The organism is Streptomyces sp. NPDC093109, from assembly GCF_040701725.1.
GTDB lineage: Bacteria > Actinomycetota > Actinomycetes > Streptomycetales > Streptomycetaceae > Streptomyces.
Window position 1 is genome coordinate 341,441 of sequence record NZ_JBFBEZ010000002.1, and the last position, 15,002, is coordinate 356,442.

Consider the following 15,002-nt stretch of genomic DNA (forward strand, 5'->3'; position numbering starts at 1 on the left):
CCAAAGCCGCGTACGCCGAGCGCTCCCCGGGCAGGCCCTCCCCACGAGCCATTCCGATCCCCCTGTCCCGGCTCAATGTGTCCCATACCGGGCGGGGGGAGTCAACAAGGCGTGGGGCGAGCCGGCAGGCTCAACGAGCCGTGGCCGACCGGTCGAAGCAGCGCTCCAGCTCATCCAGGTTGTAGAAGGAACTGCCCTTCGAGACGGGCCGGCAGCCGGTCTTGAAGGCGGTCTCCTTCTCGTTGTAGAGCATCCGGACGAGGTAGGTGCTGCCCTTCCGGAAGACGTCCCACTGGATGTTCGAGGCCATGGGCGCGACGGAGGAGCCGCGCCACGCGTTGTCCGCGTACGTGTACGGGCGGGACGGCGACGCCGGGCGCTCGCTGCCGGGGAGCTTCATGAGGGCGGCGAGCGGCATGATCTCCTCGGCGTGGGTGAAGCGCAGCACGGCCCCGTACGCGCTGCTGCCGGACTTCTTGGCCTCGACCTGCCGGAAGAGGTCGTCCAGCAGTACGTCCGCCATGCGGTAGGTGATGTCCGAGTCGCTGAAGCCGGGGCCGGCCTCGTAGAAGCTCTCGGCGTCGTCCAGATACCCGAACCAGGAGGCGTCCCGGGCGTCGATGTACCGGTCGAGGTGCCAGTCGCCCTCCGCGCTCATGCTGGGCGCGATGGCGTAGACGCTGTAGACGGCCTCGGCGGCGGCGACCCGGTCGGCGGCGGTCATCCGGTTCACGAAGGAGGCGGAGAACAGCTTGCGCAGCACACCGCGCGCGGCGACGTCGGTCCGCGGCTGCTCCCGGATCTTCTTCAGGGTGGCGGCGAGGCGCTGGTCGTTGTCGAGGTAGTCGCGGTACGCGGCGCCGCCGGCCGACTTGTGGAAGTAGAGCAGGTCCGCGTCCGTACGGGCGGGATCGACCAGCGGCCCCAGCTTCGGATCGGCGGCGACGAGCGCCTTCGTGAACTCCGTTCCGCTGTCGACCGCGCGCCCCTTGCCGGAACTGACGACGTCGATGCGCTCGCCCTTCGCGGGCATCGCCTCGAACAGCGCGGGCAGCCGCTTCCGCAGCCGCGCCGCCGTATCCCGCAACTCCTGCTTCCCGCGCCCGCTCAGCTCCCCGTACCCGACCTTGGCCATGGCGTCCAGCAGCCCCCGCACCTCGGGCCCGAACGACTTCCCGGCCGAGGTCAGCGCACCCGCCTCGCCGCCCTTCGCCAGCAGCGCGAGAACCAGCTCCCCGTCCTCCCCGCCGGTCGCGGCCCGCGACCCGTGCCGCGACACGTTCTCCGTGAACACGGGCACGAACCCGGCGGGCACCCGCTGGTAGGAACGCGCGTCCTGCTGCGGCCGGTAGGGCGTCTTGGTCGCATACGAGGTCTGCTCCCCGGCCCCACCGGCCCGAGCGGTGGCCACCCCGGCCGGCAGCAGCGCGACGAGCGCGAGCGCGATGACAGGGACGGTGGCAGTACGGGTGGCGGTGGCGCGTCGCATGGTCCTCTGGTCCTCATTCAGGTCGGCCGACGGGCGGATACGGATACGGATACGGAGGAAGCCGCTCCACCCTGGCCCGCCGAGATGAACGAGACATGTCCGCCACCCGATCACGCGGGGGCGCGGGGGGTGCCCTTGACTGATCCAACTCCAGAGCGTGAAGGTTGTTCAACGGATTGCGATGTACTGGATGTTGGATGGGAGAGCCGCCATGTCCCTACTGTTCTTCGGCAAGGACCCCGACACGGACGATGACCACTGCCCGTCAGCCTGGGTGGATGATGAGAATGCCGATCTCGTCCTTCAAGGATGGAAGGCGGACGACGCGACCGAGGAGAAGTGCCGGGAGGTCGGCTCGATCCCTCCGACCGAGTCGGTCATTCGTATCCCGGCACGAATGGTGCCGCAGATCAGGAGGGCATGTGATGCCGCAGAAGAGCGAGCAGCCGAGCTTCGCTGAGATCCTCAGGGACACGGACCGCTCGGCGGTGCACCTGGAGATGCGTGATGCCTACGCCGACAACGAGCGCTTCGCGGCCTGGCGCCGCGGGCATCGGACGGACTGGGCCGACCGTACGACGTGGTGGCGCGGGTTCCATGAGGAGATCGCCAGGGCCGTGGCGCGTGGTGTCGTGGTCCGCCGGGCCCGTGTTGTCAGCGAGCCGGTGTCGGAGTACATCCGGTGGGAGCATTACGTATCCCGTGCCAACCTGGGGGCGGGTGAGCGAATCCGCTGGCTGCCCCGGCGCTCCGCTTCGGACCTCGCCCTCCCCGGCAACGACTATTGGCTGTTCGACGACCGCCTGGCACGGATTCACCACTTCGCGGGGGACGGCTCACTCGTCGGTGACGAGATCAGCACCGACCCCGCCACCCTCAAGCTGTTCGCCACCTCATTCGAGGCCGTGTGGGAGCGAGGTATCCCGCACGAGAAGTACAGCATCTGACACGGGTGGCCGGTCCATGTCCTCGTCTCCGTTCTCCGGCGCGCAGGCAGTGCGCGAGTCCGTGTCCGCTCAGCTCAAGGACCTCCGCCTCGACGCGCATCTGACCATGCAGGCGCTGGCTGACCTGTGCGGCTGGAACAAGGCGAAGACCTCACGCATCGAGAGCGCGAAAACCACGCCCTCGGACGCCGACATCAGGGCCTGGTGCATCACCTGCGGTGCTGAGGACCGGGCCGACGACCTGATCGCCTTCTCCCGATCCGCCGACTTGATGTACGTCGAGTGGCGGCGCACGCAGCGGACGGGGTTACGGAGTCTTCAGCAAGCCGGCATCCCGCTGTACGAGCGCACCACACTGATCCGTGCGTACTGCTCCAGGGTCGTGCCCGGACTTCTCCAGACGGAGGATTACGCGCGAGCCCTGCTCACCCTTGTCGCGGACTTCCGTGGCCTTCCCGATGACGTCGACGAGGCAGCGGCGGCGCGGGTGAACCGGTCGCGGATCGTCCGTGACGGGCACCACCGTGTCGTCCTGCTGGTCGAGGAGGACGTTCTCTCGCAGCGCATTGGTACCGATGCCGTGATGGCCGGCCAGCTCGCGTATCTGCTGACCGCCATGTCCTATCCCGCCGTCTCCCTGGGGGTCATCCCGAGTTCGGCGCCCCGCGTCATGTGGGGCGTCGAGACGTTCACGATGTTCGACGACACTCGGGTCCATGTCGAGTTGCTGTCGGCCAAGGTCACTCTCACCGTTCCCGGTGAGGTGCGGCTGTATCAGCGGGCTTTCGCCAGGATCGCTCGGATGGCTGTGTACGGGCCTCGGGCCGGAGCCCTGATCGGTAGGGCGATGGACTCCCTAGGGTGAATGAACTGCAACAGAGTGCAACAACGTGGACCAGTAACTTCCCGGCTCCGTAACGTCATTGACGGACGGGCGGACGACGTGGCTCTCGAAGCCACGCACCGCCGGATCAACTCTCTGACGCACGGAAAGGGACGAGGCGACCATGGGTAAACAGGGCGGAGACCACTCCGGAAAGCCGGACACCTCCGAGAGCGACGGTCACCGTGACAAGCCGCCGGGGCCGACCAAGCCGTACGAGCCCCCGAAGAAGTGATGCCGGATGACGACGCACCAGCAGCTCGTACGCACGCTGCTCCGGCAGGGCGTACTGCCGCCCGAGTGGCATGAGGCCGTGGCCTCGGTGGACCGTGGGCTCTTCATCCCGGAGGTGTTCGAAGGCGGCGACTTCACCTCGGATCCGGAGGGCTGGCTCCGTTCCGTCTACGCGGATGTCCCGGTCGTGACCCAGGTCAACGACGGGAAGCCCACGCCCGAGGGCGGGTTCGGGCTCTTCACGTCCTCCTCCACGATGCCGTCGATCATGCTTGAGATGCTCGCTCTGTTGGATGTGCGCGAGGGCCGGCGTGTGCTGGAGATCGGCACGGGGACCGGCTACCACGCTGCCTGGCTGTCGCACCGGTTGGGCGCGCGGAATGTCACCAGCGTGGAGTTCGACGAGGCGGTCCTGTCCACCGCCGTGAAGAACCTCAACAACTCCGGACACCACCCGACGACGGTCCTGGGCAACGGTCATGACGGACATCCGGCGGGCGCCCCGTACGATCGGATTATCTGCACCTGCACGGTGCGGAACGTGCCGAGAGCGTGGCTGGAGCAGTGCCCCGATGGGCTCATTGTCACCCCGTGGGGCAGCAGTTACTTCAGTGGCTCCTTCCTCACCCTGACAGTGACGGACGGCAGGGCGCGCGGTACGTTCTCGGGCGACCCGGCCTTTATGTGGGACCGTACGGCCCGGCCGGGGGCTGTCCCGCTCGGAGGCATCGGCCGAGGCGAGCCGGGGGCTCCGGGGATGAGGAGTACCACCGACATCCCTCCCCAGAACGTCATCCAGGACGCGCCGGCGTTCTTCACCGGCCTCAGCCTCACCGACGTGCGCTACCGCTGGTGCCAGGCCGACGACGACAGCGGCGAGGCCACACTGCGATTCGTCACTGACGACGGGAGGTCGTGGGCCACGGTCGAGTACGTACCCGACGCGGAAACGTACGAGGTCGAGCAGCACGGCCCCCGACCTCTCTGGGACGAGGTCCGGCACGAGTTCCTGCGCTGGCACGACCTCGGCGCCCCGGACCGCTCCCGCTTCGGTCTGTCGGCCGTCACCGGCACCGGCACCGACGTCGGTGCCGGTGACGATGAGCAACAGGTCTGGCTGGACGACCCGCACCACGTCGTGGCGCGGGCTGGGACTCGGATGAGCCCGCCCGCTGCGTGCCGCCCGACCGCCAGGGACTGATCACGGCGGGTGCGTAATTGCCCGGCCGCTCGGCTGGTCCCGTACGGCTCAGGTGGCGTTGCTGAGCCGATCGCGCTGGATCCGGTGGGCCAGGGAGCGGCGTACGGATGCCGGTGCGGTGGTGGTGACGGTGACGTGCGAGGGAAGGTCGAGGCCACGGCTGATCTCGTCGTACGCGGCCCGGTGGCCGACGGGCAGATCTGCCCGGTGCAGCCGCAGGTCCTCTTCGACCAGACGCCGCAACTCGTCGATGTTCTGGGGCGTGAAGTGCTTCTTGCCCCGGGTGAGGGCATCGACGTAACGGGTGCAGCGGGCCGTTTCGTGAAGGGTCTCGGAGAGTTCCTCGGCGAGTCCCCACAGCCGGCCTTCGAGCCAAGGAGTGTCGTACTGGTCGAGGGAGAGCTTTGTCGGAGGCTGTGGGGCGTCGGTCCTGTGCTTCGCCACCTGCTTGGACACGGCGGGCTGGCCTATGTCGGTGAGCTGGGCGATCCGTGGCTCGACGACGCCGACCGGTTTGTGGCGACTATGTCGGCATTCCTCTGCGGGTGACCGCACCGGGGAAGCTGCGGGCGGCTCTCGCCGCCTTGTGAAGTGCGGCGGCTCACGTACTTTTCAACGCGGCACAGAGCGGACGCGTTCCCGTACGCCGTGTGACTTTTCCCGCCCGCGTCTTGCCTTTTTCTTACGGCGATGGCGCCCCATACTCCGAGGTCGCGGCGGCCGGTCGGGCCAGCACGCCCGCCCGCGCCCCGCCCGCCCGCGCCCCGTCCGCGCACGGCGTATCGCAGTCCACAGCCACAAGGGGGATCCCACCATGACCTCGCAACCGACGAGTACGCCGATCACCGCGGCGTCCGCGGGCACCTGGAAGCTGGGCGACCGGGAAGTCAACCGGCTCGGGCTCGGCGCGATGCGTCTGACGGGCAACGGCATGAGGGGGAATTCCGACGGTGCCCCCATCGACCGCGACCGCGCGACCGCGACCGCGCGGTCGCGGTCCTGCGCCGCGCGGTCGAGCTCGGCGTGAACCACATCGACACCGCCGCGTTCTACTTCTCCCCCCTGCGCTCCGCCAACGAGCTGATCAACCGGGCGCTGGCCCCCTACCCCGACGACCTGGTCATCGTCACGAAGGTCGGGCCGGGACGGAGCCCGTCGGGGGAGTGGCTGGGCACGGCCGCGCCGGAGCAGTTGCGCGGTCAGGTCGAGGAGAACCTGCGCCAGCTCGGCCGCGATCACCTCGACGTCGTCAATCTGCGCAGGACGAACCAGGACTCGATCGCCGAACACTTCGGCGCCCTGGCCGAGTTGCGCGACGCCGGCCTCATCCGCCACCTGGGCATCTCCAACGTGGGCCCGGAGCACCTCGCCGAGGCCCGGGCCGTCGCGCCGGTGGTCTGCGTACAGAATCAGTACGGTCTCGACCACCGACTCGCCGACGAGAACGGGCTGTTGGGCAGCTGCGGCGAGCACGGCATCGCGTTCGTACCGTTCTTCGCGATCGCGGGCGAACAGCGAGAGGCGCGCGCGAACGACACGCACGACGACGAAGTGCTCGCCATCGCGCGCGCCCACGGCGCGACGCCCGCGCAGGTCCGGCTGGCGTGGACGCTGCACCGCGGCCCCCATGTGCTGGCCATCCCGGGCACCGGCGACCCCGACCACCTCACCGAGAACATCGCCGCCGGTGCCCTGCGGCTCTCCGACGACGAACTGGCCCGCCTCCAGCCGCGCCACAGCAGCGAGGCGTGAGCACTCAGAGGCGGGGTACCGCACCCTCCATCGCGACCAACCGATCAACGAAGGGCTCATTGTGCGCAAGCTCGTCTACTTCATCGCCTCCACGCTCGACGGCTTCATCGCCGGTCCCGACGGCTCGGACCCCAGCGGCCCCGGCGGCTTCTGGTCCCCGGCCGAGGACTACATCCAGCACCTCATCGAGGAGTACCCCGAGACCCTGCCGGGCCCGGCCCGGGCCGGGCTCGGTGTCACCGCCGAGGGCGTCCGCTTCGACACCGTCGTCGAAGGCCGCAGGAGCTACGAGGTGGGCCTCGCGGCCGGTGTGACCGACGCCTATCCCCACCTCAAGCATGTGGTTTTCTCCCGGACACTGACGGAGAGTCCGGACCCCGCCGTCGAACTCGTAGCCGGTGAACCAGTCTCGACGGTGAGGGAGTTGAAGCGTGGGAACGGCAAGGACATCTGGCTCGTCGGCGGTGCGGAACTGGCCGGCGCGCTCTACGGGGAGATCGACCGTGTGATCGTGAAACTCAGCCCGCTCACCATCGGCTCCGGTATCCCCCTCTTCGGACGGGCCACCGCCTTCGCGCCCCACGCCTGGGAGTTGACCGACCACACCGTTCTCAAGAGCGGAGCGGCCTTCCTCACGTACGACCGGCGCCGCGCGTGACGTGTGATGCGTGACCTGCGCAGTGTGGCGCAGGTCACGGGAAGGCGGTACCGGGTGCCGGACAGCTTCCTGAGGTGAGCACTCAACTGCGTACCCGGATCAGAGCCGGGGATTCGAGCGCGTACGCCGAGCTGTTCGACAGCTACGCGCGCGCGATCTACAACCACGCCTTCCGGCTGACCGCCGACTGGTCGACCGCCGAGGACGTCATGGCCGCCACGTTCATGGAGGCGTGGAAACTGCGGGACAGAGTGGACCCCGAAGGGGGCTCGCTGCGGCCCTGGCTGCTCGGGATCGCCACCAACACCGCGCGGAATCAGTTTCGTTCCAACCGCCGGTACCGGGCCGCCGCCAACGCCGCCGCCGCGGCCGAACTGGCGGTGCCCGACCACGCCGAAGAGGTGGCCGGACGGGTCGACGACCGCCGGCGTCTCGCGACCGTACTCACCTGCCTCGCGGCGCTGCGCCGGACCGAGCGTGAGGTCATCGCGCTCTGCCTGGGCGAGGGCCTGGACTACGAGGCCGCGGCCGAGGCGCTCGGCATCCCCGTCGGTACGGTCGCCTCCCGGCTGTCCCGGGCCCGCAAGAAGCTGCGCACGCTGGCCGAGGCCGAACTCGCCCGCCCGCTGGACGCCACGTCTGCCGCCAAGCCGGACGCCACGCCCCGGCCGGTGACCGAGCTGTCGCGCCCCGGCCGGGAGACGGCCCGGAAAAAAGTGCGCGGGAAACGGGAAGGCGTCCTCCCCGCCCGACAGATAAGAGGCGATCACAACAACGCGATCCGGCCCGTACAGGAAGGAAACCGATGAACGAGTACACGTCCTCCCGGCAGCATCCGGCGGACAAGGACGAGAGCGCCCAGCTCATGTCCCGTACAGCGCGCGACCTGCCGCCGGGCCGTCACCAGTTCCACAAGGAGCGTCTGATGGCCCAGATCCACGACATGCAGCAGAACGAAGACCGTACGGCGTCCACCGCCACCGCCCCCGCCGCCAGCACCCCCGCCGCCGGCAAGAAGGCCCGGCTGCGGATGCCGCGCCTGGCGATCGCGCTGCCGGTGATGGCCGCGGCCGTGGCGGGCGTGATCGTGGGCGGATCGGTGCTCGACATCGGCGGTGGCGGTGGCGGTACCGCCACCGGGCCGGCCCTGACCACCGACCTCGGCACGGCCAGCGCCGACGGTGTACCCCAGCTGATCGACCAGATCGCGCTCGCCGCCGCCTCCGGGACGACCCACCCGAAGGTGGGGGCCGGCCAGTTCATCTACATCGAGTCCAAGACGGCCAGCACCTTCATCAAGACCGTCGACGACAAGAGCACCCTCGTCAGCGAACCCCTCAGCACCCGGAAGATCTGGATGTCGCCCGACGGCACCAAGGGCTGGCTGATCGACCCCACGGTCAACGACGGTCCCGAGGGGGAGACCCTGAGCCTGCCCGACGAGCAGGGCAACACCCCGAAGGCGGACCTCAACGGTGCGTCGTACGACTACCTGACCAAGCTCACCACCAACCCCGACCAGCTGCTCGCGAAGATCTACAAGGAGACCGAGGGCCAGGGCAACTCCCCCGATCAGCAGGCATTCAGCACGATCGGCGACCTGCTCAACGAGAGCTACCCGCCCGCCGAGCTGTACCCGGCGCTGTTCAAGGCCGCTGCGAAGATCCCCGGGGTGGTCGTCGTGAACAACGCCGTCGACGCGGCGGGCCGGCCCGGTATCGCCGTCGCCCGGCAGGACGAGCTGGGCGGTAACCGCGAGGAGTGGATCTTCGACAAGAAGACCCATGCCTTTCTCGGCGAGCGCAACGTCCAGGTGAAGGAGAGGACGGAAGAGGGCATCGAGATCAAGCCCGGCACCGTCAACTACACCAGCGCCATCATGACGCGCGCCGTGGTCGACGCGATGAAGCAGACCCCGTCCTCGTAGTCCGTGCGGTCCGTGCGGTCCGTGCGGTCCGTGCGGTCCGTGCAGTCCGTGCGGTCCGTGGAGGCCGTCAGGCAGGCCGGGCCATACGGCCCGTCAGAATACGGGCCCGGGCCTGCTGGACCGCTCCCGCCTGGGAGGCGGCGAAGCGCAGCAGGCCCGGGGGAGTCCGGAGGCACAGGGTGTCCGTGACGACGCTGCCGACCTCGTGACGGTCGATGGCAAAGAGGTAGTCCATGCGGACCCGACCGGGACTGCGGACCTCGCCGGAGACCTCGGCGGAGTGCGGGAGGCCGTCCGGGACGGCGACGAGCGTGACGTCGAGGATGTTGTCGTACCGCAGGAAGCCCAGTAACCGGAAGCGCTCCACGGCCGTGTACGTCACAGCCCCGCCGCTGCCACGCACGTCGCGTACGGCGACGAGGAGCGGCGACAGGCCGACGTAGTTCAACGGCTCGGCCAGGTGCGCGAAGACCTCCTTCGGCGGCGCGGCGATCTCAAACGTGTGCGTGAGTACGGTGGACGGCATCCAGGTCCTCCTCGATACGGCGCGGCAATCCTCCCATCGCCGGGGAAGACCCCGGGGTGGTCGCCGTAACGCCGTTCACATCGCACGAATTCCACGCCCGAGGGCACAGCGGCAACTGCGGTGTGGTGTGGTGCGGGTCAGGGCGGCGCTGAGTGGGGGGGTGGGTGGCGCGGGTTGTTGGGAAGGTGGGCCGCCCCTCCAGCTGTGAGTATCGCGACTCCGGAACAGGTGTAAAGGGCGCTCCTGCGTCGCGTCGGCTGCGCCGATTTCGCTTCGCTCACCCTTGACACCTGTCCCGGAGTCGCAAGTGCGGGTGTGGGAGGGGCGGCCGGGGGGTGAGGGGGCCCGAGAGGTCTGCTGTTCTGCCACTCGGCTCAGGGTCCGGCGGCCCGGTGGACCCTGCGGGGCTGCGCGGCAGAGGAGTGGGGCGGCGGGGCTCGTCTCGGCGGCGTGACGGCTGCCGGTTGGCCGGCACTCATGCCCCGCTGGTAACTCCGGGTGGGGGAGGGGCTGGCGGGACGTGTGTGGCGGCAAGTGGGCTCCCGGAGGCGGTCTTTGCATCGAGGAGTGCGTCTAATGCACCTCAGGACACATGTGCAGCCCGGGGAGCCCCTCAACTGCCTTCCAAATCATCACATATGGGACAGATTGGCGGGTGGTGGAGTGCTTGATCCCGACGACGGTGACGCTACGGCCATCTGACGGGCCGGAGGTGGCTCTAACGTCACACTCCCCGCTCCCGGACACCGCCCGAAGACCCCCGGCCCCCGATCGACTCGAGTCCCCGGCCGGACAGCAGCCGCCGCCCAGCTCCCGGGCACCACGACGCAACGGTGACCAGCGGGGCATGAGTAGCAACCGGCAACGGACGGTCGGTCGCCGAGCCGGTGCCGCGTCACCCCATGCAACTGTCGCGCAGCCCCGCAGGGCCCACCGGCCCGCCGGACCCTGAGCCGAGCGGCAGAACAGGCGGACCTCCTGGGCCCCCCTTCCCCCCGGCCGCCCCTCCCGAAAAGCTGCACTTGCGCTGGAGGGTCGGGTGTCAGGGGTGGAGCGCAGCGCAATCGGCGCAGCCGACGCGACGGAGGAGCGCCCTTGATACCCGGCCCGGAAGCGCGAAACTCACAGCAGGAGGGGCGGCCCCGCGCTCCACGCTCGCCGCCGTAGACCACACCTGGCGTCCGCACTGACCCGCAGCCGACGACCGTCAGCGGGCAGACTGTGACGCGCGCTTCGTCCAGGAAGCAGGTTGGCCCCGCACTATCGTTGGCTGATGCGCGCACACCCTGTTGACCGCCCGGCCGATCTCGACGTGGTACGTGAGTCCTATGACCGCGTGGCCGACAACTACGCACACATGGTGGTGACGACGGGAGTCGGCGACATCCGTAGCCATTCATGGCTCAAGGCATCAATCGACGCCTTCGCCGACACCGTGAGCGAGCTCGGGCCTGTCCTCGACGTCGGCTGCGGGCCCGGAACGGTGACCGCCTACCTTGCCGAACGTGGCCTCGACGTGTCCGGGGTCGATCTCTCGCCTCGCATGATTGAGAACGCGCGCCGTCTCCATCCGCAGTGCCGCTTCAGCGTCGCCTCTGCCACCGATCTCGACCTTGCCGAAGCGTCCCTCGGCGGCGTACTCGGGTGGTGGTCGCTGTTCAACCTCCCCCGTGACGTCCTTCCCCAGGTCCTCGCCTCATTCGCGCGCGCTCTGAAGCCGGGCGGTCACTTCATCACCGCAACACACGTCGGCGACGGGGATGTTGTGCGCACCGAGGCATACGGGGGCGTACCCGTTCGTTGGACGACCCACAAATGGCGGCCGGAACAACTCGTGGACCTGATCGAGCAGGCCGGCCTGCGCCCGGTCGCCGAACTCCGGCTCCCCGCAGATGAGCAGAGCGGGCCAGGTCTGGTCGTCATGGCCAAGCGCCCAGCCTGAGGCTCATGCCCCGCTGGTCGCTGGGGTGTTGTCGGGTGCGGTCAGTACCGAGAGGGAAGGTAGGCAGGGGTGTACGGGGGCGGCCCCACGCCCACAATCCGCGCCACCGGCCAACCCCGACAAGCTCCCGGCCCCGCTAATTCCCGGCACTGCCCCAGGGATAACGCCCAAGGAACGGATCCCCGTCCTCTCTGCTGGTCGTGGCCGGAAGGATGCCGTTCCATCGCAGCCCGCCGGGATTGCTGGGCCGCCGCCGCTTGCACATATGGCAGAAAATCGGCACCCGCCTTAATTTCTTTTTTTGGCGGTGAGAATTTTATGGTACATAGGGGGAAGCAAGGCGTAATTGATCACGGCTGCTGCCATGACTGGAGCAAGGGACAGCCAGCTGCCCAGTAGGAAAGTAAATGAGATAATTATCGCTATTGAGTAGATGGCGACTTGAATGATTCTGACACTCTTATTCTGCTCCACCCTGAATCTCTCCCTCTGCTCCGTCACCGGCCGAGGCCGAGCCCGCCGGCCTTCAGGCCGTCGAGGAACGCCGTCCACTCGGCGGGGGTGTAGAACTGCGTTCCGCCGTCGCGGTTCTTGCTGTCGCGTACGGCACGGCCGCCGTTGGCTGTGTGGGCCACCTCTACGCAGTTCTGCTGCTCGCCCTGCGAGGCGGTGGCCTTGGCGAAGGGGGTGACTATGTCCTGGTCCTTCATTCCTCTTCTTCCTGGGTGTCGGCCATGCCCTCCATGGCCTTCTGGAGGAACGACAGGCTCTGGTCCGGTGTCAGTGCGGCGGATCGGAGTGTCTCGAAGATCTGGGCATGCCTGGTCATGTCTGCGAGGTCCTCGATGAAGACGGTACTCGTGGTGGTGTCGAAGGCAACAGCCTCCAGCATCGGCTCGGGACCGAAGCTGAACATGACGAAGTGGGATGCGATGTGCGCGGCCCGCCACTCACTGACCGGCAGCACCTGGATGCTGATGTTCTGTTGCTGCGCCATGGTGTGGATGTGCTCCAACTGCTCGCGGTGCGCCACGGCCGACGGCATGGGCGCGGTGAGCGCCGGCTCCCAGATGACCGCCGCGTAGAGGGTCTTGCCCTCCTCGATCGTGCGCCGCCGGGCCTGGCGGATGGACACCGACTGCTCGACGTCCTCGGGAGGCAGCGGATTCGGCTTGGCGCCGAGCAGCGCCCTGAAGTAGTTGTCCGTCTGGAGCAGGCCGGGGATGAAGAGCGGTTCCCACGTGCGGATGTACGTGGCGTCAGTCTCCAGCGCGATGAAGGCGGAGTACTCGGGCTTCAGTGGCCAGGGGGAGTTGAGCCACCACCCCCGCTTGTTGGAGTCCCGCGCGAGCTGCTCAAGCTGCGTGTGCACCTCGCGGTCCTCGACCCCGTACAGCTCCAGCATGAGCCGTACGTCGCCGGGACGGGCCGAGACCTGCCCGGCCTCGATGCGGCTGATCTTGGTTTTGGAGCCCACGATGTGGTCCGCCGCGTGCTGCTGATCAAGCTTCGCGGCCTCGCGATATCGCTTGAGCGCCGCGCCAAGTCGCTTGCTTCGTACGGTTGCGCGTCCGCCTGCGGGCATGTTCTCTCCTCCGCCGTGATGGGCACTGGCGGCGACCGCGCGAAGCGCAACTATGCGTTTGGCGTTCGATTGCTATCGCCGCGAGTCGCACCCTATCGTGAATGCGTCACTCATTGCACCCGGTTGGACGCATTGAGTGATTGATGCTGCCGCTGCTCGACGACCGTTGGAGGCCCATGTCCGGGCGTACGCACACCAAGAGATTCCGGATCCTCAACCACTCCGTCCCCGCCGCCAGACAGCACGTCGAATCCCTCCTCACGGAGTGGAAACTGGCCGCAGGGCTCGTGGAGGTCGCCACCCTTATCACCAGCGAGTTCACGACCAACGTCGTCCAACACGCACGCGGAACCGGCGAGTTCTTCGAACTCGGGGTGCGGCGGCGGGACGGGGTGCTGGTGGTGGAGGTGTCCGACTCGTTCCAGTGGCGGATGCCCGAGCTGCGCAGGCCCGACGACGAAGACCTCGGTGGCCGGGGGCTGTTGCTCGTGGACGCGCTGGCCGATACGTGGGGCGTTCGGCCTCGGGATCCAGGGAAGACCGCCTGGGCTCAGCTGCGGATCCGGCGGGAGGAGGCGTCGCCGTTATGCCGTACGTAGGCGACGCCGGGGACGTGGGGGATGGAGGGCCTCTGCTGCTCTACCCCTGCGACGTGTGCCGCTGCCACGTCGTGGCAGCCACCCTTCGGGCGCGGTTCTGCCGGGGCGTCACGCAGCTCGTCTGCGCGGATGTCGTGGCGTGTTACGGGCGGACCGGGGCGCGGGTCCGTGCCCAGGGGAGGCGTACGGAGGCGATGCCTCCCCCGGACGCTTCCCCCGGGGCCCAACCGCGTAAGTCGCCCTAGCGCTACGCCAGTTCCGCCAGTTCCGCCAGGACCGTCCGTACCTGGCCCAGCGGGTCGTCGCCGATCGGCCTCAGGACCACCGTGTCGGCGCCCGCCTCCCAGAGGCTTCGGATGCGCTCCGCCGCCGTGGCCGCCGGGCCCGCCGCCACGAAGACGTCCTCCTGCGGGATGCCCAGCCACTGCGTGTACTCCGCCACCACCGGCGCGGTGGCCGTGGCGACGCGTGCCGGGTCGTCGTCCACGTACAGGTGCGTGAAGACGATGAGTTCGTGTGCGGTCGGGGCGGCGGGGTCGTCCGGCGACACGGCCGCGCGGCCCTTGGCGATGGTGTTCAGCGCGGCCTCGACCGCGCGCGGGCCCTGGCCCTCGGCCATGACCGTGCCGTCGGCGACCCGGCCGGAGAGTTCCAGGGAGCGCGGGCGTACGACCCCGGCGACCACCGGCGGCGCCACGGCCGGGGGGTGGACCAGGGTCACGCCGTCGATGTGGACCGTACGGCCGTCCACGCTCGTGGTCGCGCCCGACAGCAGGCCGCGTACGGCCGCGATCGTCTCCTCCAGCAGCGCGAGCTTCGTCGGGGACGCGGCGCCCACCTGCACCATCCAGTCCGTCGAGCCGTGCCCGATGCCCGCGACGAACCGGCCGGGGAACACCCGGGCCAGCGTGGCGAACTCCATGGCCAGCAGCGCGGGGTTACGGAACGGTGCCGGGCTGATGCCGATCCCCACCCGCAGCCGCTCGGTCGCCGCCAGCGCGAGCGTCGCCGAGGAGACGCCGCCCGCCCAGGCCAGATCCTCCACCACCCACAGGTCATCCACCTGTGGGCCCGTGGCCGGATTCTCCAACTCGGCCGCGAAAGAGGCGAGTTCTTCCGGGCGGCGGTCTCTGTCGAACATCACGCCGATCCGACGTCCGGCTGAAGCAGATGAGGCGGAGGAAGAGGCATTGATCATGTCTTGACCTTAATGAGTCGCCGTGTGCCGCGACCAGACCTCTGATTGAATCTGCCCACCA

At 68.8% G+C, this 15,002-nt stretch carries 15 protein-coding genes and 1 pseudogene; 10 read left to right on the forward strand and 6 right to left on the reverse strand.

The annotated features are described in order from the left end of the window. Positions 1–130: 130 nt before the first annotated feature. The gene (locus AB0389_RS03990) at positions 131–1,489 is read right to left on the reverse strand and encodes a histidine-type phosphatase (RefSeq protein ID WP_366393695.1); all 1,359 of its coding nucleotides are present in this window, start codon (positions 1,487–1,489) and stop codon (positions 131–133) included. Between the two features lie 211 nt (positions 1,490–1,700). On the opposite strand from AB0389_RS03990, the gene AB0389_RS03995 reads away from it, so the two are divergent. The 4 genes from AB0389_RS03995 (at position 1,701) to AB0389_RS04010 (ending at position 4,754) form a co-directional block, all read left to right on the forward strand. Beyond that, a complete protein-coding gene (locus tag AB0389_RS03995; protein ID WP_366393696.1) occupies positions 1,701–1,949 on the forward strand; it encodes a hypothetical protein in 249 nt (82 codons plus the stop codon). Further along, positions 1,915–2,436, forward strand: a complete 522-nt coding sequence (locus tag AB0389_RS04000) for a DUF6879 family protein (protein WP_366393697.1) — start codon at positions 1,915–1,917, stop codon at positions 2,434–2,436. The genes AB0389_RS03995 and AB0389_RS04000 overlap by 35 nt, the downstream gene beginning before the upstream one ends. A 16-nt stretch (positions 2,437–2,452) precedes the next feature. Beyond that, positions 2,453–3,301 (forward strand): helix-turn-helix transcriptional regulator, encoded by an 849-nt coding sequence (locus AB0389_RS04005; protein ID WP_366393698.1) that lies wholly within the window; start codon positions 2,453–2,455, stop codon positions 3,299–3,301. Between the two features lie 259 nt (positions 3,302–3,560). After that, positions 3,561–4,754, forward strand: coding sequence for a methyltransferase domain-containing protein (locus AB0389_RS04010; RefSeq protein ID WP_366393699.1), 1,194 nt, complete (start codon positions 3,561–3,563; stop codon positions 4,752–4,754). A gap of 48 nt (positions 4,755–4,802) precedes the next feature. On the opposite strand, the gene AB0389_RS04015 is transcribed toward AB0389_RS04010, so the two are convergent. After that, entirely contained in the window at positions 4,803–5,309 is a 507-nt protein-coding gene (locus tag AB0389_RS04015) for a sigma-70 family RNA polymerase sigma factor (RefSeq protein ID WP_366393700.1), read from the reverse strand. Positions 5,310–5,568: 259 nt separating this feature from the next. Between AB0389_RS04015 and AB0389_RS04020 the strand changes: the two are divergent. The 4 genes and pseudogenes from AB0389_RS04020 to AB0389_RS04035 all read left to right on the forward strand — a co-directional run bounded on the left by AB0389_RS04020 (position 5,569) and on the right by AB0389_RS04035 (position 9,091). Further along, a pseudogene (locus tag AB0389_RS04020) lies at positions 5,569–6,506 on the forward strand (oxidoreductase). Between the two features lie 61 nt (positions 6,507–6,567). Continuing rightward, positions 6,568–7,164 carry a dihydrofolate reductase family protein gene (locus tag AB0389_RS04025; RefSeq protein WP_366393701.1) on the forward strand — a complete coding sequence of 199 codons (597 nt, stop codon included), beginning with the start codon at positions 6,568–6,570 and terminating at the stop codon, positions 7,162–7,164. Positions 7,165–7,238: 74 nt separating this feature from the next. Continuing rightward, positions 7,239–7,973 carry an RNA polymerase sigma factor gene (locus AB0389_RS04030; RefSeq protein WP_366393702.1) on the forward strand — a complete coding sequence of 245 codons (735 nt, stop codon included), beginning with the start codon at positions 7,239–7,241 and terminating at the stop codon, positions 7,971–7,973. Further along, the gene (locus tag AB0389_RS04035) at positions 7,970–9,091 is read left to right on the forward strand and encodes a CU044_5270 family protein (RefSeq protein ID WP_366393703.1); all 1,122 of its coding nucleotides are present in this window, start codon (positions 7,970–7,972) and stop codon (positions 9,089–9,091) included. The genes AB0389_RS04030 and AB0389_RS04035 overlap by 4 nt, the downstream gene beginning before the upstream one ends. Positions 9,092–9,158: 67 nt before the next feature. On the opposite strand, the gene AB0389_RS04040 is transcribed toward AB0389_RS04035, so the two are convergent. Further along, positions 9,159–9,617: an SRPBCC family protein gene (locus AB0389_RS04040; RefSeq protein ID WP_366393704.1), complete on the reverse strand. Its 459-nt coding sequence runs from the start codon at positions 9,615–9,617 to the stop codon at positions 9,159–9,161. A 1,273-nt stretch (positions 9,618–10,890) separates the two neighbouring features. Here AB0389_RS04040 and AB0389_RS04045 point away from each other — a divergent pair. Continuing rightward, entirely contained in the window at positions 10,891–11,559 is a 669-nt protein-coding gene (locus tag AB0389_RS04045; RefSeq protein ID WP_366393705.1) for a methyltransferase domain-containing protein, read from the forward strand. Between the two features lie 497 nt (positions 11,560–12,056). On the opposite strand, the gene AB0389_RS04050 is transcribed toward AB0389_RS04045, so the two are convergent. After that, positions 12,057–12,269 (reverse strand): DUF397 domain-containing protein, encoded by a 213-nt coding sequence (locus AB0389_RS04050; RefSeq protein WP_366393706.1) that lies wholly within the window; start codon positions 12,267–12,269, stop codon positions 12,057–12,059. After that, on the reverse strand, positions 12,266–13,144 hold the full coding sequence (locus AB0389_RS04055) for a helix-turn-helix transcriptional regulator (RefSeq protein WP_366393707.1): 879 nt from the start codon (positions 13,142–13,144) through the stop codon (positions 12,266–12,268). Before AB0389_RS04055 ends, AB0389_RS04050 begins: the two co-directional genes overlap by 4 nt. Before the next feature lie 176 nt (positions 13,145–13,320). Between AB0389_RS04055 and AB0389_RS04060 the strand changes: the two genes are divergently transcribed. Further along, positions 13,321–13,743, forward strand: a complete 423-nt coding sequence (locus tag AB0389_RS04060) for an ATP-binding protein (RefSeq protein ID WP_366393708.1) — start codon at positions 13,321–13,323, stop codon at positions 13,741–13,743. A gap of 247 nt (positions 13,744–13,990) precedes the next feature. Here the strand turns inward: AB0389_RS04060 and AB0389_RS04065 are convergent, their stop codons facing one another. Next, entirely contained in the window at positions 13,991–14,884 is an 894-nt protein-coding gene (locus tag AB0389_RS04065; protein ID WP_366393709.1) for an LLM class flavin-dependent oxidoreductase, read from the reverse strand. Between the last annotated feature and the right edge of the window lie 118 nt (positions 14,885–15,002).